Origin of the sequence: Stenotrophomonas sp. 169 (assembly GCF_014621775.1) — a bacterium.
Taxonomy (GTDB): domain Bacteria; phylum Pseudomonadota; class Gammaproteobacteria; order Xanthomonadales; family Xanthomonadaceae; genus Stenotrophomonas.
In genome coordinates, this window is the sequence record NZ_CP061204.1 from 3,131,871 (window position 1) to 3,151,528 (window position 19,658).

The 19,658-nt window shown below is 66.0% G+C and carries 12 protein-coding genes; 6 read left to right on the forward strand and 6 right to left on the reverse strand.

Annotated features, from left to right (window positions below; genetic code table 11):
• The first annotated feature begins 98 nt into the window (after window positions 1–98).
• The gene (ybaL, locus tag ICJ04_RS13600) at window positions 99–1,802 is read left to right on the forward strand and encodes a YbaL family putative K(+) efflux transporter (RefSeq protein ID WP_188324752.1); all 1,704 of its coding nucleotides are present in this window, start codon (window positions 99–101) and stop codon (window positions 1,800–1,802) included.
• Window positions 1,803–1,917: 115 nt separating this feature from the next.
• Here ybaL and ICJ04_RS13605 read toward each other — a convergent pair whose 3' ends face one another.
• A complete protein-coding gene (locus ICJ04_RS13605; RefSeq protein WP_188324753.1) occupies window positions 1,918–2,799 on the reverse strand; it encodes an AraC family transcriptional regulator in 882 nt (293 codons plus the stop codon).
• Window positions 2,800–2,993: 194 nt separating this feature from the next.
• On the opposite strand from ICJ04_RS13605, the gene ICJ04_RS13610 reads away from it, so the two are divergent.
• Window positions 2,994–4,946 (forward strand): M20/M25/M40 family metallo-hydrolase, encoded by a 1,953-nt coding sequence (locus ICJ04_RS13610; RefSeq protein WP_188324754.1) that lies wholly within the window; start codon window positions 2,994–2,996, stop codon window positions 4,944–4,946.
• A 7-nt stretch (window positions 4,947–4,953) separates the two neighbouring features.
• Complete coding sequence (locus ICJ04_RS13615; protein ID WP_188324755.1) at window positions 4,954–7,494, forward strand: M13 family metallopeptidase; 2,541 nt, start codon at window positions 4,954–4,956, stop codon at window positions 7,492–7,494.
• Window positions 7,495–7,539: 45 nt separating this feature from the next.
• Here ICJ04_RS13615 and clpB read toward each other — a convergent pair whose 3' ends face one another.
• Window positions 7,540–10,125 carry an ATP-dependent chaperone ClpB gene (gene clpB / locus ICJ04_RS13620; protein ID WP_188324756.1) on the reverse strand — a complete coding sequence of 862 codons (2,586 nt, stop codon included), beginning with the start codon at window positions 10,123–10,125 and terminating at the stop codon, window positions 7,540–7,542.
• Between the two features lie 186 nt (window positions 10,126–10,311).
• Between clpB and ICJ04_RS13625 the strand changes: the two genes are divergently transcribed.
• Window positions 10,312–11,022: a glutathione S-transferase gene (locus tag ICJ04_RS13625; protein WP_188324757.1), complete on the forward strand. Its 711-nt coding sequence runs from the start codon at window positions 10,312–10,314 to the stop codon at window positions 11,020–11,022.
• A gap of 182 nt (window positions 11,023–11,204) precedes the next feature.
• On the opposite strand, the gene ICJ04_RS13630 is transcribed toward ICJ04_RS13625, so the two are convergent.
• The 4 genes from ICJ04_RS13630 to ICJ04_RS13645 all read right to left on the reverse strand — a co-directional run bounded on the left by ICJ04_RS13630 (window position 11,205) and on the right by ICJ04_RS13645 (window position 16,105).
• Window positions 11,205–12,797, reverse strand: a complete 1,593-nt coding sequence (locus ICJ04_RS13630; RefSeq protein ID WP_188324758.1) for a hypothetical protein — start codon at window positions 12,795–12,797, stop codon at window positions 11,205–11,207.
• Window positions 12,798–12,972: 175 nt separating this feature from the next.
• Complete coding sequence (locus ICJ04_RS13635; RefSeq protein WP_188324759.1) at window positions 12,973–14,691, reverse strand: thiamine pyrophosphate-dependent enzyme; 1,719 nt, start codon at window positions 14,689–14,691, stop codon at window positions 12,973–12,975.
• Window positions 14,692–14,765: 74 nt separating this feature from the next.
• Window positions 14,766–15,662 carry an SH3 domain-containing protein gene (locus tag ICJ04_RS13640; protein ID WP_223202895.1) on the reverse strand — a complete coding sequence of 299 codons (897 nt, stop codon included), beginning with the start codon at window positions 15,660–15,662 and terminating at the stop codon, window positions 14,766–14,768.
• The gene (locus ICJ04_RS13645; RefSeq protein ID WP_188324760.1) at window positions 15,629–16,105 is read right to left on the reverse strand and encodes a DUF3574 domain-containing protein; all 477 of its coding nucleotides are present in this window, start codon (window positions 16,103–16,105) and stop codon (window positions 15,629–15,631) included. The genes ICJ04_RS13640 and ICJ04_RS13645 overlap by 34 nt, the downstream gene beginning before the upstream one ends.
• A 255-nt stretch (window positions 16,106–16,360) precedes the next feature.
• Between ICJ04_RS13645 and ICJ04_RS13650 the strand changes: the two genes are divergently transcribed.
• Both ICJ04_RS13650 and otsB read left to right on the forward strand, forming a co-directional pair.
• On the forward strand, window positions 16,361–18,790 hold the full coding sequence (locus tag ICJ04_RS13650; RefSeq protein ID WP_188324761.1) for a TonB-dependent receptor: 2,430 nt from the start codon (window positions 16,361–16,363) through the stop codon (window positions 18,788–18,790).
• Between the two features lie 108 nt (window positions 18,791–18,898).
• Window positions 18,899–19,657 (forward strand): trehalose-phosphatase, encoded by a 759-nt coding sequence (otsB, locus tag ICJ04_RS13655; protein ID WP_188324762.1) that lies wholly within the window; start codon window positions 18,899–18,901, stop codon window positions 19,655–19,657.
• Window position 19,658: the final 1 nt, after the last annotated feature.

Genomic DNA, 19,658 nt, shown 5'->3' on the forward strand with positions numbered 1-19,658 from the left:
GCGTCAACTTCAGCAAACGCCGGGCACTGCCCGGCGTTTGCTGTATCGGCCCCCATCGGTGAAAATCGGGACATCCCCCGATTTGCCTGCGAGACCTGATGCACCATGACACCGACCTGATCAACATCGTCGCCGTTGGCCTCGGGCTCGCCTTCATCTTCGGCGCGCTGGCCAACAAGCTGCGTTTGTCTCCACTGGTCGGGTATCTGGTTGCTGGCATCTGCGTTGGGCCCTTCACTCCCGGCTTTGTCGCCGACCAGGCACTGGCCAACCAGTTGGCCGAACTGGGCGTGATGCTGCTGATGTTCGGCGTCGGCCTGCACTTCTCGCTGAAGGACCTGATGGCCGTCAAAGCCATCGCCATTCCCGGTGCGATCGGCCAGATCCTGGTGGCCACCCTGCTCGGCTGGGGTGTGGCCAGCTTGATGGGGTGGCCCGCCATCCATGGCATCGTGTTCGGCTTCTCGCTGGCCACCGCCAGTACCGTGGTGCTGCTGCGGGCGATGGAAGAGCGCCGTCTGCTGGAAAGCCTGCGCGGCAAGATCGCAGTGGGTTGGTTGATCGTCGAGGATCTGGCCTGCGTGCTGGCCTTGGTGATGATGCCGGTGCTGGCCGGCGTGTTCGGTCCGGATGCGGCGAAGGAAAACCACAGCATCGGCAGCGTGCTGGCCGACATCGGCTGGACCTTCGTGCAGCTGGGGCTGTTCGTAGCGGTGATGCTGGTGGTCGGTCGGCGGGTCATTCCGTGGATCCTTGAGCGTACCGCCGGCACCGGCTCGCGCGAGCTGTTCACCTTGGCCGTGCTGGCCATCGCGCTCGGTGTGGCATTTGGTTCGGCCATGCTGTTCGGCGTGTCCTTCGCGCTCGGCGCGTTCTTCGCCGGCATGCTGTTGAACGAGTCCGAGCTCAGCCACAAGGCCGCTACCGATTCACTGCCATTACGCGATGCATTCGCCGTGCTGTTCTTCGTCTCGGTGGGCATGCTGTTCAACCCGATGATCATCGTCGAGCACCCGTGGCAGGTGCTGGCGACGGTGCTGATCATCATGTTCGGCAAGTCAGCCGCCGCATTCTTCATCGTGCGTGCGTTCGGCCATCCGACCAGTACCGCACTGACCATCTCGGCCAGTCTGGCGCAGATCGGCGAGTTCGCCTTCATCATCGCCGGCCTGGGCGTTGCACTGCAGATCCTGCCGGAGACCGGGCAATCACTGGTGCTGGCCGGTGCGTTGGTGTCGATCATGCTGAACCCGCTGGTATTCGGTCTGCTGGACCGCTGGCAGGCCCGCCAGCTGGCCCTGCAACCGGCCATCGCCGAGGCAGAAGAGGCCGCCGGCCCCTCACGCGACCTGCATGACCACGCCATCGTGATCGGTTACGGCCGGGTGGGCAGCGAGCTGGCCGCAGTACTGCGCGACAAGGGCGTGCCGGTGTTGGTGATCGATGACAACAAGGAGCACGTGGAAAGCGCACATGCCGCCGGCATCGCCGCAATCCGGGGCAGCGCTGCAGCCGACAAGGTGCTGGCCGAAGCCCATCCGGACCGCGCCAAGATCGCGGTGCTGGCCATTCCGCAGCCCTTGGAAGCCGGCGAGGCATTGGCCAAGCTGCGCGCGATCAACCCCGGCCTGACCCTGCTGGCCCGCGCCCACAGCGATGCGGAAGTACGCCACCTGCTGGAACACGGTGCCGACGGCACGGTCATGGCCGAGCGCGAACTGGCGTACTCGCTGGCCGAGATGATCATGTCCACGCCGCCCTATCGCACCATGGGCCAGCCACACCCCATCCCGGTGGTGTGAGCCACCGCGGCGGTTTGCCGTGGGGGTAGAGCCGACTTCAGTCGGCTGGCTTGGAGGTAGAGCCGACTTCAGTCGGCTGCGGGGATGCAAGCCGACTGAAGTCGGCGCTACCGCGTTACTGCAGCGGGATGCAGATGTCCGCACGCAGGATCGCTTCGGGCACTTCTTCCGGGTCGTCCAGGTACTGGTAGTACAACGGCGCATCGCGCAGCGTACGTCCGCTGTCGGGCAGCCAGTGGCGCAGCAGCACGTCAGTGGCCGTTTCCAGTCCCGCGTAACTGCCCACGTGCCGCAGCACGGCGTGGTCGCCACCGCCGAGTGTCATCACCCTCAACGGTGCAGGCACCTGCCCCTGCAGCGGACCGAAGCCCATCGCGCAGTCGAACAGGCACGCATCCGGCGGCACATCACGGTGGTCGTTCAGCGCGATGCCCGCCAGCTGCTGCAACTGGTCGGCAAGCCCTTCCCCGGCAGCCCACGCATGGATCCGACCGAAGGCCTGGTCCAGATCGTCGAACGCACCGCGCGTGCGCAGCACCACGACATCGAACGGATCCAGCGCCGTCACCCGTACCTGCAACGGAACCTGGTCATCGACCGCGTCGCCGGCTGGCAGCGATAGCCGCTGCTGCCAATCGAAACGCAGCACCGCATCGTCGCGGAGTGCGCTGGGGGTCGCCTGCAGTGCCTGGCGGCAGGCACGTGCCAGGGCCTGCGGGCTTTCGTAGCCCACGCTCAGGGCGACATCCGTGATGCGGCTTTCCGCCAGCGCGAGCAACTGAAGTGCCTGCAGCAGCCGCAGGCGCGCCACGGTGCGCCCTGGCGTTTCCCCGGTCAACGCGCGGTACAGGCGGTGGAAGTGGAACGGCGATTGATGAGCGATCGACGCCAGCGTTTCCAGCTCCGGCAAGGGCGTGCCTGCGCGCAGGCAGGCTTGGAGATGTTCGATCACGCGGTCGATTCCGTGGCGCTGGCGCAGCTGGGCGAGGTGGCTCATGTCGGGTTCCCGTTGGAAGACTGCGTGCAGGATGCAGGGGATACGGCCCAGGCGCGTGTCCGATCTTGCGCAATGGCAGCATGACCGAGCCTGACAAAAAATGCGCATCTGCATCATCGGGTCGCATTCGCCCCTATCTGCACCGGCGTGGCGCACGCCAACCTGCAGCCTTGTCCAGAAAAGGGTCAGACACGATGCCTATCGACCAGGTCAGTGCGGCACGGCGCACACAGGGCGCGTTCCAGAACCACCACCACGGCGGCGCGCCCGCCGCGCACGCATCCCGCAAGCACGCCGCATGGGGCCAGCATCGCCCTGCCCTGCGCGTGGGCAACCATCCGGCGCAGCTGCTCACCGCCGCCCTGCTGCTCGCCACCCTGGCGCCTGCGGCGCAGGCCACACCGACGTACACCACGGTACCGGGTACGGCCCCGTCGACAGGGTGCAGCGGCATCAGGTCCATCGGCAACGCCGCGCTGGGCGCGTGCACGTTGGCGCCGCGCACCTGCGCGACCGCCACGATGCTGGGCACGCTGGGCGTGTTCGGTGGGCTGGTTTACCTCAATGCACAGGGCGGCTTCCAGCCTTCCCGCGAGACATGGGACTCCGGGCGGCCGCCGCGGCCCGTGCCTCCGCATTTGCCCTCGCCCAGCGTCCCGATCCGCGACCAAGTACAGCAGACGGTACAACAGGCCAGCGTGGTGTCGGCCGATGGCACCTCCTCGCCGATGGAAGCTGCCTTGCTGCAGGTGGCGCGCAACTGCGGGGGTGACCGTGGCTGCCGCGCCGAGGCCATCAACGCGCTGCTGCACTCTTTGCCACCGGCCACGCTGTCCCAGCTGCAGCAGATGGTGGCGCGCACGGTGGCACCGTCGACGCCGCCGGTGCAGGACGGCTGGCCCCTTGCAGGCGCGGAAGCGGCCGCCTGGCCGGCCGACGCCCTGCTGCTTGAGCTGGCCGACGTGCTTGCCGATCTGTACACGCCCAGCGTGGCCGCTTTCCAGGACGACATGGAAGCCATCGTGGCCAGCACCACCAGCGTACCCAGTGGACGACAGGGCACCGGGGACGAAATCCAGCAGCGCTGGAAAAAAGCCAATGAGGGGCGGCTGGAGGCCATCGCCCGTCTGCTGGAGCGCGACGCCGGACCGGTGACGCGCGTGCCGTACGTTCTGCATGGACTGCAGCATCTGGGCATCGCCGATGGCAGCGAAGCCTTCAATCTGCAGGTGACGTTGCCGACAGCCGCTGCGGCCCCTCCTGCGAAGCGGCTGCTGCTGGTTGCCCATGGCGATATGATCGGACGCTCACGGGGCTCGGAAGGGGCCTACGACAATGCGTCCGGCGTCGCGACGCTGCTGCACATCGCCCGCCAGGTGAAAGAGGACCCGTCCCTCGCCGGCACCCAGGTCGAATTGCTGGTCACCTCCAACGAAGAACTCGGCTTCCTGGGTGCACGGGCGTACGTGGACGACTGCCTGCAGCGGGACGACTGCCCGACTTTCGTCATCAACGTGGACATGACCGGTCGCGGCGGACACGGCTATGCGCTGACCGGCACCGATGGGCTGGCTGACTCGCCGCATCTGGGCAAACCCACGATGTACCTGCGTGCGCCGGCGGTCAGTCCGGTGGAGCAGCAGGCGCGTGAGCAGCTCGAACAGCGCCTGGCCACGCAGGGCTTCGTACCTGCGTCCCCCGATCACAGCCCGTGGATCACCTCGGACAACATCGCATTCCAGAACGCCTCCATCCCCTGCGTTGCCGTTACCCAGGTGAGCGCCGCAGATGCCGCGCTGTGGAGACAATTGGAGGACGCTCGCAAGACATGGCAGGCGCGTGATGCCGAAGTGGATTGGCGTGCCTGGCAGGCGCAGAACAGCGGCACGGCCCCGCTGCCCGCAGAGGAGGCGCGCATTCTGAAGACACGCTACCAGGCAGCGGCCAGCGCTTATCACCAGTACAAAGCGCTGCGCGATGCGCACCCCAATGCACCTCCCACGATGATCCACAGCGAACGCGATCGCCTGCACCGCGTCAATCCTGCGATGTCGGTGGAATTCGCCAACGCGCTGCTGGATGGCGTGCGCCACCTTGAATGGAACGCCGATACCGCTGGCGTGATCCCCACGACACTGGACAGCTGAGGCGCCCATGCCCATCAACGCCACGCAGGCCCGCCAGCAGCAGGGCGCCTACCAGCGCAAACATCGCGGTTTGGCTGCGCCGTCCCACACTGCAACGTGCCAACAGCGCTATGGTCGACAACCGCCGGGATTCAATCTGCAGGGGGCGAGCAACCAGTTGGCGCTTGTGCTGCTGTTGAGCACCGCGCTTCCCGCAGTCGCCCACCGTCCTGCACCGGCCACGCCGGCGGCGCATCCGCCACCTCGCCCCGCGTCCGGGTGGCCACCCGCCGCGCAGGCGATGGACACCGGCTTCGAGCTGCGTGACATGAGGGCGGCCGCGGCGCCGGCGGCCGCGCACGAACCGCTGCTGGGCAGTGCCCCGACGGCCGTCGTCAACCTCGCCACCGACGCGGCGCTGGCCACCTGCCTGCGCCATCCCCGGCAGTGCGCTCCGGCTGTAGTGACGGCTGCCGGCGTGACTGCCTTCTGGGCGGCAGCAGCCACGGCCGGCTATCTGCTCCACCGCGACCCGGTCACCACCGACGATGTGGCCGAAGCGCCGGCCCCGGTCACGCATCCGCCCCTCCCGCGTTATAGGCTCGATCCGCAGCGGCTGCTGCCGCCGATGCGCTTCAATGTCAGTGATCTGGAACCGGACATTTCCCCCTGCGTCTCGCTTGGTGCACACGTGAATCGACGGTGGGAAGAGACGACCACGCTGCAACCCAGTAGAACCCAGTTGGGCACGCTCGATCACCTGCGCACCAATGCACTGCTGGTCTGCCAGCAGTTGGCCGAACAGATGGCCATCGAGCGGACGCCGGACAAGCCAGCCAAGGTGATCGGTGACCTGTGGGCAACAGGCATGGATGAGGTGGGTATCGAGGTGGCCGACCGCCGGCCTCTGCAACCTGCGCTGGAGGCCATCGAAGCGGTAAGGGACACAAACGCGCTCATCAAATATCTGTTCGATGCCTCCCGGCGTGACGCCAATCCATTGTTCACCTTTACCGTGCGTCCCGACTTCGAAGACCCGGCGACCAATATCGGGTATTTCGCGCAATCCGGTCTGGGCCTGCCCAGCAGCGAGTGGTACGACGACCCGCAAAAAGGCCCCCTCATCGATGCATACCGCGCGCACGTGGTGGAAACGCTTGTGCTTTCCGGTATGCCCCGCAGTGACGCCGACAGGCTGGCGCCGGAGATCCTACTGATCGAACGTGAGCTGGCGGCGGCTTCGGTACCCTTCTCCAAACTGGCTACCGATATCTCCGTGTTCCACAACATCGTCACCCCCGAGCAGGCTCGACAGCAGACACCCAATCTTGATTGGCGGCGCTTCTTCCACGCCCAGGGTCTGCAGCCACCTGCCACGTTCTCACTGGGCATGCCGACCTTCTTCCAGAAGCTCGATACCCTGCTGAGGGACACTCCACTGGAGACTTGGAAGGCCTACCTGCGCTTCCATGCCACCGACGACGCAGCTCCGTGTCTGTCCGCCGCCTTCGTCGACACCCATGATGCGTTTCATGGCGGGGTGATCAAGGGCCGCAGATCCCGCGTGCCCCGCTTTGCGCGGATACTCGGCATGATCCAGCAAGCAGCAGGGGACGCGATGGGCCCGGCCTACGCGCAGGTTGCGTTTCCCGCTGATACTGCACGTTCATTGAAGACCATTACCCAGCAGCTGACCTCTGCGCTGAAAAACAGGATCGCCCAGTGTGACTGGATGGACGCCGAAACCCGCGAAAGGGCGATGCAGAAAGCGAACACGCAGCGCATCGAGGTCGGCTGTCCCAGCCAATGGCCGGTTTGGGGCGATGTCGGCACCGGGCGCACCTCGTTCCTGGAAAACATGCAGGCCGTGCGGGCACATGCCCAGCGTCGCAATGTGGCCCAGTTGGGCCAGCCCGCCGATCACCATCATTGGAAGCTGACGCCGCAGACAGTGAACGCCTATCAGGATGTCTCATTGAACCTGATCGCGATCCCGGCCGCACTGCTGCAGCCTCCGTTCCATGACGCCAACGCCGACGCCGCCCTCAACTACGGAGGCATCGGCGCGATCATCGGCCACGAAATCGCCCACGGATTCGACACGGTCGGCACCTCGTTCGACGAGCACGGCCACGGAGGCGATTGGCTTACGCCGTACAGCCGGCAGCAGTTCAAAGCACGCGCAGACCAGCTTGCCCAGCAGTTCAACCGTTACGAGGGTGACGGACTTGCGGTGGACGGTAAGCTGACCCTTGATGAGAACCTGGCCGACCTGGGCGGGCTGTCCATCGCGTTGCAGGCAATGCGGCAGGCGACGGCGGGGACCCCGGATCCGATGATCGATGGCCAGACCCGCGAGCAGCGATTCTTCATCGCCTACGCGGTGGCACATCGAGCCATTTCGACTCCGCAGCGGGCTGAGCTGGATCGCGCCATCGTCGCTCACCCGCCTGAGCCTGTGCGCGCTGACGGTGCGCCGTCGAACTTTCCGGAGTTCACCGAAGCCTTCAACTGCACCGCCGGCATGGCCATGACACGGCCTGCCGACCAGCAGATTCGTTTCCTCTGACCGCAGCTGCAGCGGCCAGGCGAACCTGGCCGCTGCAGCGCTTGTTCACCGCACGCTGAAATGCAACCTGCCGTTCTCGGCTTCCACGCCAATCGTGTCGCCACTACTGAACTCACCTGACAGGATTTTCTGCGCCAGGGGGTTCTCCAGCTGCGACTGGATCGCGCGCTTCAACGGCCGCGCCCCGTAGACGGGATCGAAGCCCGCCGTACCCAGCGATTCAAATGCCGCATCGCTGACCTGCAGCTTCAAGCCGCGCTCGGCCAGCCGCGATTCCAGGCCACGCATCTGGATCCGTGCGATCTGCTTGATCTGCTGCTTGTCCAACGGGTGGAACACCACGATGTCGTCCAGCCGGTTGATGAACTCCGGGCGGAAATGCGCCTGCACCACGCCCATCACGGCGGCCTTCATCTGGGTGTAGGCCTCCGGCGAATCATCGCCACTCATGTCCTGGATCTGATGCGAACCCAGGTTGGACGTCATCACGATGACTGTGTTGCGGAAGTCCACGGTGCGGCCCTGGCCATCGGTCAACCGGCCATCGTCGAGTACCTGCAGCAGGATGTTGAATACATCCGGATGCGCTTTTTCCACTTCATCCAGCAGGATGATCGAATACGGACGACGACGCACGGCTTCGGTCAGGTAGCCACCTTCTTCGTAACCGACGTAACCGGGAGGCGCACCGACCAGACGGGCGACGCTGTGTTTCTCCATGAACTCGCTCATGTCGATGCGGATCATCGCATCGGTACTGTCGAACAGGAACTCGGCAAGGGCCTTGCACAGCTCGGTCTTGCCCACGCCGGTGGGGCCCAGGAACAGGAACGAGCCACTCGGTCGGTCAGGATCGGACAGACCCGCACGCGAGCGCCGCACCGCATCGGACACGACCTTGATGGCCTCTTCCTGCCCCACCACACGCCGGTGCAGTTCGTCTTCCATCCGCAGCAGTTTCTCGCGCTCGCCTTCCAGCATGCGGTTGACCGGGATACCGGTCCAGCGGGAAACCACCTCTGCGATTTCCTCGGCCGTAACGCGGTCCTGCACCAGCTTGAACTCGGTGTTCTCGGCCTCCTGCGCGGCAGCGAGCTGCTTCTCCAGCTGCGGCAACTGGCCGTACTGGATTTCGCTCATGCGACCAAAATCCTGCCGACGCTGCGCCGACTCCAGCTCCAGCCGTGCCTGCTCGATCTGCTCTTTGATCCGGGTTGCGCCCTGCAGCGCCGCCTTCTCCGACTTCCAGACTTCGTTGAGGTCCGAGAAATCACGCTCCAGCGCGTCGATGTCGCTCTCGAGGTCCGCCAAGCGCTGCCGGGACGCCTCGTCTTTTTCTTTCTTCAGCATCTCGCGCTGGATCTTCAGCTGGATCAACCGGCGCTCCAGTCGGTCCAGCTCTTCCGGCTTGGAATCGATCTCCATGCGGATGCGCGAGGCGGCCTCGTCCATCAGGTCGATGGCCTTGTCCGGCAGCTGCCGGTCACTGATGTAGCGGTGCGACAACGTGGCGGCCGCGACGATCGCCGGATCGGTTATCTCCACGCCATGGTGGACCGCGTACTTTTCCTTCAGACCGCGCAGGATGGCGATGGTGTCCTCCACCGACGGCTCACCCACCAGCACCTTCTGGAAACGACGCTCCAGCGCGGCGTCTTTCTCGATGTACTTGCGGTACTCATCCAGCGTGGTGGCACCGACGCAGTGCAGTTCGCCGCGCGCAAGCGCCGGCTTGAGCATGTTGCCGGCGTCCATCGCACCATCGGCCTTGCCTGCGCCGACCATCGTGTGCAGCTCGTCGATGAACAGGATGACCTGCCCTTCGCTCTTGGCGAGATCATTGAGCACGCCTTTCAGGCGTTCTTCGAATTCACCGCGGAACTTCGCACCGGCGATCAGCGCGCCCATGTCCAGCGACAGCACCCGCTTGCCACGCAGGCCTTCGGGCACCTCATCGTTGATGATGCGCTGGGCCAAGCCCTCTACGATGGCGGTCTTGCCCACGCCGGGCTCGCCAATGAGCACCGGATTGTTCTTGGTGCGTCGCTGCAGCACCTGGATGGTGCGTCGGATCTCCTCGTCACGGCCGATCACCGGATCGAGCTTTCCGCTCTCAGCGCGCGCGGTCAGGTCGATGGTGTACTTCTCCAGCGCCTGGCGCTGTTCCTCTGCGCTTTCCGACTGCACCTTCTCGCCGCCGCGCAGCTTGTCGATGGCCGCCTGCAGGCGCGCCTTGTCGGCACCGGCAGCGCGCAGCGCCATGCCCAGGGTGCCGCCATCTTCCAGCGCCGCCAGCACGAACCATTCGCTCGCGATGAAGGCATCGCCCTGCTGCTGTGCCAGCTTGTCGGTGTGGTTGAGCAGCCGGTTGAGGTCGTTGCCGATGGACAGGTTACCGGCCTGCCCGGAAACCTTCGGCAATGCCGCCAGCGCCTCGTCCAGGCGCTCACGCAGCACGGTCACGTTGACACCCGCCTGGGACAGCAGGGGCCGGGTACTGCCACCGGCCTGGTCGAACAGGGCGCTGAACACGTGCACCGGTTCAACGATGGAATTATCGCGGCCTACGGCCAGCGACTGCGCGTCCGCCAGCGCTTGCTGGAAACGCGAGGTGAGCTTGTCCATCCGCATGTCAGATCCTCGATCATGAGAAGCCGGCCACGCCGGCACTACCCACCAGATGCGGCTGCTGCCGCCGGTTTCAAGGGCATCTGAGATCATCGGCCAGAGGGAGGAAACAGGGCGTGCAGGCCATGCTCACCGTTCCCTGCCCTTCCGCGTCACATACTGGCGTCGCCTTCATGACACGGGACCGACATGCATTACGAGCTTTATTACTGGACCGGGATCCAGGGGCGTGGCGAGTTCGTCCGATTGGCGTTGGAGGATGCCGGCGCCGGTTACACCGACATGGCGCGCGAACACGGGGATGAGGTGATGGACGCATTCCTCGCCGGCAAGGCCGAGGGGGGCCGCCCGTTTGCCCCGCCGTTCCTCAAGGCCGGCCGGCAGGTGGTCGCACAGGTGGCCGCCATCCTGGATTTCCTCGGCCCCACGCTGGACCTGGTGCCGCATGCCGCATCGCGACGCACGCAGGCCGTGCAGCTTCAGCTGACCATTGCCGACCTGGTCGCCGAGGTGCATGACACCCACCACCCCATCGCGGCGTCGGCGTACTACGAAGACCAGAGAGCCGAAGCGAAGGCGCGGGCAGCTTCGATGCGCGGAGAACGGATGCCCAAGTTCCTGGACTACTTCGAAAACGTGATCAAGGAGAACGGCGGACGGCACCCGCTGCGCGAGCACTCTTACGTCGACCTGTCGCTCTTCCAGCTGCTGAGCGGGCTGGACTACATGTTCCCGCAGCGGATGCGCACGCTGTGGCCTTCGTTGCCGCTGCTTGCAGCGCTGAAGGACCGCGTGGAAAAGCGGCCGGGCATTGCCGCGTACCTGAAATCCGAGCGGCGCGTGGCCTTCAACACCAATGGCATCTTCCGCCATTACCCGGAGCTGGACGCGCCGGAATGAAACGGTAGAGATGGCCGCTGGCTGTCGGCGCCTGGCGTCGGCGCTTGCCGCTGCGCTCGCCGAGCATGGCTCGGCGCTACCGGTGGCGGAATGACACGGTTACCGGGGGGCGGAATGAGACGGTTACCGGTGCCGGAATGGCACGGTAGTGACGGCCGCTGGCCGTCAGCAACCGGCGGTCGTCATGGGCGGGGGACGGGCTGCTTCTGCAGCGACAGCAGGGCCAGCAGCACGGCCAGCGCAACGTAGGCCCCGGCGAACTGCCAGCTGATGATGCGCGCCAGGCCCTGCAGGTCCCACGGCAGGTAGATGCCACCGCGGGGATCCACCGAATGGATCAGCCCGAACAGGGTCAGCCCTGCAGCCACCAGCAGGAAGCCACAGGCCCGGCGCAGGTACCCGTCGACCATCGCCGCCACCGTGGCGATCCACAGCATCGAGGTGATGATGAAGCCATTGCCCAGCGCGAAGATCACCGCCAGCTCGGGCAGCCCATGCCCATCCACCTTGGTCAGCATGGCCACCAACTGCTCCGGCGCGATCCAGCCCGGCGCCTTGATCGCCAACAGGTAGGCCGCCGATGGCAGGAAGCCCAGCACCATCGCACCGGCGTGCTGTTTCGGCGTGGCCTGGAAGGCCTGGGTGGTGATGTCGATGCCCACGTAGACGATGATCGGCGCCAGCACCGCCAGCGGCAGCCACTGCACCAGCCCCGATACGATGCCGAGCATGCCGCCGATTCCGATGAACAGCCCCGTCAGCAGGGTGTAACCGCTACGCGCGCCCATGTGCTTGTACGCCGGCTGGCCGATATACGGCGTGGTCTGTGCAACGCCGCCACAGACACCCGCGACCAGCGTCGCGACGGCTTCCACCAGCAGGATGTCACGCGTGCGGTAGTCATCACCGGCAGCGCGCGCGCTCTCGGACACGTTGATGCCACCGACCACCATCAACAACCCGAACGGCAACAGCAGCGGCAGATAGGTCATCGCCGTCGGCATGCCGTCGAGGAAGCCCAGCGTCGGCAGCGGCAGCACGATCTGCGGCGCTGCCCACACCGGTATCTGGAAGCCGGGCGCACCCAGCCCCGCCATGCCCAGTCCGTAATACAGCACGGTACCGAAGACGAAGGCCAGCAGTACGCCAGGCCCGCGCACCGGCAGCTTGCCCTTGGCGATCAGCACATACAGCAGCAGGCCCAGGGTGACGAAGCCGACCAAGGGCGAGCGCAGCGTTTCGAGCAGCGGCAACAGGCCCATCAGCACCAGCGCGATGCCCGCGATGGAGCCCAGCAACGCGGCCCGCGGCAATGCGCGGGTCACCGCTTCGCCGAAGAAAGAGAGCACCAGCTTGAGCAGGCCCATGATGACCAGCGAGGCCATGCCCAGTTGCCAGGTGGCAATCGCTGCAGCGTTCGGGTCCATGCCCTGCGCCTTGAAGGCCACGAAGGCCGGCCCCAGCACCAGCAGGGCCATGCCGATGCTGGTCGGCGCGTCGAGCCCGAGCGGCATCGCGGTGACATCGTCGCGCCCGGTGCGCGCTGCCAGCCGCCGCGCCATGACGGTGTACAGCACGTTGCCGACCAGCACACCAAAGGCGGTGCCCGGGAACATGCGGGTGAACACCACCTCGGCCGGGAACTGGAACATCCCCACCAACGCCATGGCGATGAAACCGAGGATGGACAGATTGTCGACCACCAGGCCGAAGAAACCATTGAGATCGCCGGCGACGAACCAGCGCCGCGGAGCGGCAGGAGCAGGAACGGACATGTGGGGGCGGTGGGGGGTGTGGGGACCGCCGATGGTAGGCCTCGCGAAGCCCGGATGCCAATGATGGTTCGTGCTGAAACATCCCGGCCCGGGCATCACCGCAGCCACGGGCCGCACCGTCCTGCACCCGGGCGCAGAGCCCTCCCCTCTCGGGAGGGCTGCGGCGCTGGCCGCTTCAGCGCTTCAGGAAGTTGTCCGCCAGCAGGTCCTTGACCTCGCCGATACGCCCGGCCAGCACCGCCTTGGCCATGTAGCGCGCGGTGCCCACCACCTGCCCGGCCTCGACCTGCGGCGGCATCACCAGCTCGGTGGGCGTGGTGTGTACATCGAGCAATGCCGGGCCAGGGTGTGCCAGCAGGTCCTGCACGGCCAGCGCCAGCTCTTCGCTGCGGGTCACGGTGCGGCCATGGAAACCGATCACCTCGGCGAGCTTGCCGAAATCCGGATTCTTCAACTCGGTGTAGTAGTCCAACAGGCCCTCTACCTTCTGCTCCAGCTCTACGAAGTTGAGCGAGCCGTTGTTGAACACCACGATCTTGATCGGCAGGTTTTCCTGCACCGCGGTCAACAGATCGCCCATCAGCATCGTCAGGCCGCCGTCGCCACACAGCGCGACCACCTGCCGGCCGGGGAAGGCCTTCTGCAGGCCCAGCGCCTGCGGCATGGCGTTGGCCATCGTGCCGTGCAGCAGGCTGGTCAGCGTACGCCGGCGGCCGTTGACGCGGATATGGCGCAGCAGCCACACCATCGGCGAGCCACAGTCGCCGGTGAACAGCGCATCGTCGGCCGCGTGCTGGTCCAGCAGCGCGGTCAGGTACTGCGGATGGATCAGTCCCCCTTCACCCGGCGCTTCTTCCGCGGCGCGCTTGGCCAGGGCCTTGTCGCGGTGGCTGATGCACTCATCCAGGAAGTCGCTGTCTTCGCGCGGCGGCAGCATCGGCAGCAACGCCTCCAGCGTAGGCCGGATGTCGCCGACCACACCGAGGTCCACCGGATGGCGCCGGCCCAGATGGCTGCCATCACGGTCGACCTGGATGATGGTGGCCTTGTCCGGGTAGTACTGGCCCCACGCGAAGTCCGCGCCGAGCAGCAGCAACGTGTCGCACTCCATCACCGTGTGGAACCCCGATTCGATGCCGAAGATGCCGGTCATGCCCATGTTGAAGGGATTTTCAGGCTCGACGAAATCCTTGGCCCGCGATGTGTGGGCGATGGGCGCATTGAGCCGCCTCGCCAGCTCCAGCAGCGGCGCATGCGCGCCCTCGCAGCCGGCACCGGCATAGATGCCGATGCGCTTGCCGAGGCCGATCAGCTCGGCGATACGCAGCAGCTCCTCGTCCGACGGACGCAGCACCGGTTGCGCGCGATGCACCGCGAACGGCGGATCGTGCTTGACCGCCTGTTCGCTGATGTCGGACGGCAGGATCACCACCGCCACGCCTCGTCGGCTGATCGCCGCCTGGCATGCCAGGGTCACCACGCGGCGCGCCTGCTCGGCGCTGTACACCTGCTCGCAGAACACGCTGCAACTGGCATACACCGCCTTGAAATCGACCTCCTGCGGAAACTCCATGCCCAGTTCGCTGGTAACGATCTGGCTGGCGATCAGGACCATGGGCGCGCGATTGCGATTGTTCTCGAACACGCCGTTGATGAAGTGCAGGCTGCCGGGCCCGCACGACCCCGCGCACGCGGTCAACTCGCCACTGATCAGTGAGTCGGCACCGGCGGCAAACGCGGCCACCTCTTCGTGGCGCACGTGCACCCAGTCGATCTCGCTGCCATGGATTGCCGTGGTGACATGGTTCAAGGTGTCGCCGACAATGCCGTAGCAGCGTCGTACGCCCGCCTGCTGCAGGGTCTCAACAACGATATCGGCGACGCGCTTGCTCATGGCCTTGGCTTCCTGGAGAGGGAACGCCGGAGTCTAAGCCCCCTCCGGTGACACCGCCGTAGGCATGCCGCCGGTTACGGCAAAGCAACGGGCACCCAGCCCAGCACCGGTCCCTTGGATGGATTGCGGTAGCGCACCTGCAGCCAGCCATCGCGCTCGTCCAACAGCTCAACGCGGTCGCCGGCAACCAGATAGCGGCGCGTGCTCGTATCGCCCGGTGCGGCATACAGCGGTTGGCGTGATGCGACAACACGCGCCGTCACGCCCTTCAGGGGCACGCCATGCGCGGGCACTGCCAGGCCACCGGCAACGGCGTGCTCCAGCACCCGACCGTCGGCCGCCAAGGTGCTCCAGACCGCCAGCGGGCCAGCGTCTTCGGCGACGTCGACGTCCAACACCGCCTCAAGCGCTGGCGTCTCCAGCATCATCATCCGCTCGACGCGATACAGGTACAGCGCGTCGCCCGCGTAGCGATAAAGGTCGGTGTACCACATGGGCCCGCCACGGCAGGTACTGACCAGCGTCCGGCTGGACACATCCACCGTGAGCGACCACAACCCATCGCAGTTGGCCTGCGTGCCGGACGGCACGCGCAGCGTCTGCAACCGCCCACTGGCCGCGTCATAGCGGTAGACCGCCACCGCCTCGTTGACCTGCCCCACGCTCGCCCGCACCACGAGATCCAGGTGACCGTCGAAGTCGACGTCCTCATGGTCCAGCCGCGCCTTGCCATCCGCGTCGGCCACACCCGCCACCTGTTGGATGGCACCCGCGCTGCCGATGCGCACCTCGACACCGCCCTCGTCGCGCACCGTCGCCTCGACGGGCACACCCGGTGCGACGTCGAAGCGGATCGATTCGCGGTCCTGTGCACGGACCTCGTCCACCCCACCGGAGCCGCCCAGCACGGCGATCAGCAGCCCATAGCCCAGCGCGTTCAGAAGGACACTTCCACCGGTTGGCGCGACCACAGCACGGACTGGTGCTTGGTCGCGGTTTTCCACGCCAGGCGGATCGCTTCAATGTCGGCACGGCGCTGCGGGCTGTCTTCGTGCAGCACCACCAACACCTTGGTACGCAGGCGATTGGGTTCCGGGTCACCGCGGAACAGCCACTGACCGTACGCATCGAACACGGTCAAGCCATCGGGGAAGCGCGGCGTCACCTCTTTGTCCAGGAACGCGCGCCACTGCGCGTCACTGATGGTGTTGGCCTGCTCGCGCTCACCGGCACCGCGTTCCTCACCTACGCCGAAGTACAGCTCGCTGCGGACCCACCCGTTGGCGTTGGCCGGACGTGCGGCATCGCCCTGCAGGGTCGCGGTGGCAGACGATGCCGCCGGCGTGCCCGCCGACAAGGTGGTGCACCCGGTGGTCGCCAACGCTAAGGCAATCAGTACGGCAAAACGCTTCATCTTCAACACTCTCCAGAACCCCACGGTAACGCCGAAGTCTCCTCGGCGGACGACACGCAACGGCACAGCCTACACAGCGACACAGGTTGCAACTGCAACCACCCACATGCCAATGCGGCATCAGCTGATGCGATGAAAAAGAGGGACTTGCGTCGCATCTGCCATCACGCCAAGATAATATATCGCTATATCCGGATGGATGTAACTGAAGCCATCCTGCCCCTTCCCCATGTCGTGCCCGCAACCGGAGTTTCCATGTCCCACCGCCTGACCGCGTCGCCCTTGGGCTTCGCCATCGCGTTCGCACTGTTCCCCCTGCTGGCCACCGCGCAGGACGCCACCAACCTGGACACGGTGATCGTGACCGGCACCCGCGCATCGGACCGCACCGTGCTGGAGTCCATTTCGCCGGTGGACGTGCTCACGGCAGAAGACATCCGCAAGGCCGGCGTGATCAATGGCGAGCTCGGCAGCGCGCTGCAATCGTTGCTGCCCTCCTTCAACTTCCCGCGCCAGTCCAACTCGGGCGGTGCCGATCACGTGCGCGCTGCGCAGTTGCGTGGCCTGTCGCCGGACCAGGTACTGGTGCTGGTCAACGGCAAGCGCCGCCATCACAGCGCCCTGGTCAGCACCGGCAGCAAGATCGGCCGCGGCACCACACCGGTGGACTTCAACGCCATCCCGGTCAGCGCGATCAAGCGCATCGAAGTGCTGCGCGATGGTGCCGGCGCGCTGTACGGATCGGACGCGGTGGCGGGTGTCATCAACGTGATCCTGGACAATACCCCGGAAGGCGGCGCCATCGAGGCCAGCTTCGGCGCATATCACACCGACCTCAAGCCGATCGGCCGCACCCTGACCGATGGCCAGACCGGCAATTTCAGCGCCAACGTCGGCACTGCACTCAGCGACGACGGCGGCTTCCTGCGCGTCGGCGTGGAGTACAAGAACCGCGAAGCCACCAATCGCGCAGGCTTCGACCAGATCCCGCCGTGGGACCAGACTGATGCCAACCTGGCGCTGCGGGGCCAGCGCAATTACGTCCTGGGCGACGGTGCCAGCAAGGACCTCAACGCCTGGTTGAACACGGAGATCCCGTTTGGCGAAACCAGTACGTTCTATGCCTTTGGCACCTACAACCAGCGCGACAGCGAAGGCGCCAACTACTTCCGCTACCCCGACGGCGAAGCGAACTGGAAGGAGCTCTATCCCAACGGCTACCGCCCGATCTCCGAAGGCGAAAACCGCGACGTGCAGGCGGTGGCCGGTGCCCGTGGGCAGTGGGGCGAATGGAACTATGACGCCAGCGTGGACTTCGGCCAGAACGACTTCACCTATCGCATGCGCAACACGTTGAATGCGTCGCTGGGCCCCACCAGCCCGACCCGCTTCAAGACCGCCGATTACCAGTACGCGCAGACCGTGGCGAACCTGGACCTAGGCCGGGTCTTCCAGCAGGGCGAGGACATCACCCACAGCGTGGGCGTGGGCGCGGAGGCCCGCCATGAGCGCTACGAGACGCGCCCGGGCGATCCGGCCAGTTATGCAGCCGGCCCGTTCACCGACCGTCCCACCGGCTCGCAGGCCGGCGGCGGCTTGACCCCGCAGGACGCGGCCGACCTGGCCCGCGACGTGGCCAGCGTCTACGCCAGCGTCTCCAGCCAGTTCGGCGAGCATCTATCCAGTGATGTCGCCGCGCGTTACGAACACCACGATGATTTCGGCGGCGAACTGACCGGCAAACTCGGCCTGCGCTACGAGTTCACCCCCGCCTTCGCTGTGCGCGGTTCGGTATCGAACAATTACCGAGCACCGTCGCTGGCACAGATCGGCTACGAGTCCACCTCTACCGGCTACAACGCCGCAGGCCAACTGGTGCAGGGGCGGCTGCTCTCGGTGAACAATCCGATCGCCCGCGGCCTCGGCGCCAGCGACCTGAAGCCGGAGAAGTCGCTCAACACCAGCCTGGGTTTCACCAGCCGCATCGGCGAGAACTTCGACGTGTCACTGGATCTGTTCCAGATCGACATCGATGACCGCATCGCACTCTCCGAGGCAATCACCGGCGATGCGCTGACGGCATTCGTGCAGCAGCAGTACGGCGTCGCCGGCCTTGAAAGCGCCAGCTTCTTCGTCAACGCCGCCGATACCCGCACCCGGGGTGCCGAACTGGTCGCCAACTGGCGCCATGCGCTCGGGAATGGTCAGCTGCAGCTGACCGGCACCTGGGCATACGCCAAGACAGAACTCAAAAACGTGCTGCCGACCCCGTCGGCGCTGCAGGCGCTGGATCCGGCGTATGTGCTGTTCGGCGTGGAAGAAAGCAATACCCTCACCGATGCCACGCCACGTACACGTGCGCAGTTTTCTGCCTCGTGGAGCAACGATCGCTGGTCGCTGACCAGCCGTGTCAGCCGTCATGGCAGCGCCACGCGGGTGTTCAACTTCGGCGGCGGCTTCGAGCCCACCCAGACGTACCAGGCCGAGTGGCAGCTGGACGCGGAAGCGGAATACCGCATCACCCCGCAGTGGAGCGTGGCGATCGGTGGGCAGAACCTGACCGACAATTATCCCGACCTGTCCAACGAAGACATCTACTACTACGGCAACCTGCCCTACGACGTGTTGTCACCGATCGGCAGCAACGGCGCGTACTTCTACGGGCGGGTGCGCTACACCTTCTGAGGCAGCACGCCGGGGTCGGACCGCCTGCGCACGGCGAAGGCGATCCGACCCCCACCCTCGACAACGCGATGACCTGGTGCTCACACCGGCGCTGGCATCGTGCCCGGCATGGCAAACGACCTTCCCCTACGTCCGCCGCCACCGTTGCTGGACGACGCCTGCGCGTTGTTCCTCGACGTCGATGGCACCTTGATCGAATTCGCAGACAGCCCCGACGCGGTAACGTTGTTGCCCGAAGTGCGAGAGGCCATCGGTCGCATCAGTGACCGACTCGAGGGCGCCGTCGCCCTGGTCAGCGGCCGTCCGCTGGCGCAGCTCGATGCGCTGTTCGCGCCGTTGCACCTGCCGGCTGCGGGCCTGCATGGGCACCAACTGCGCGATGCTTCCGGCACGGTCCACGACACGACGGAAGACGAAAGCACGACCGAGTGGCTGCATGCACTGCACGAGCAAGCCATGCGCTTTGCCCACGGCCACCCCGGTGTGCTGGTGGAAGACAAGGGCCCGAGCATGGCGCTGCACTGGCGTGCCGCACCTCACGCGGCCGAGCAGGTCCGGGCGTTCGCCGACCGTCATATCCGCGGCAACGCGGGCTATCGGCTGCAACCCGGCGACCACGTCGTCGAGTTCGTCCCGGTCGGCAGCGACAAGGGCCGCGCTGTACGCCGGATGATGCAGTACCTGCCCTTCCGTGGGCGTCTGCCGGTGTTCCTGGGCGATGACCTGACCGACGAGCACGGCTTCGAAGCCGCCAACGGCCTGCATGGCTGGAGCGTGCTGGTAGGTGAACGCGACCCCAGCACGGCGGTGTTCCAGCTCAAGGACATACGCAGCGTGCACGCATGGTTGCGTGAGAATGCCTGGTAGG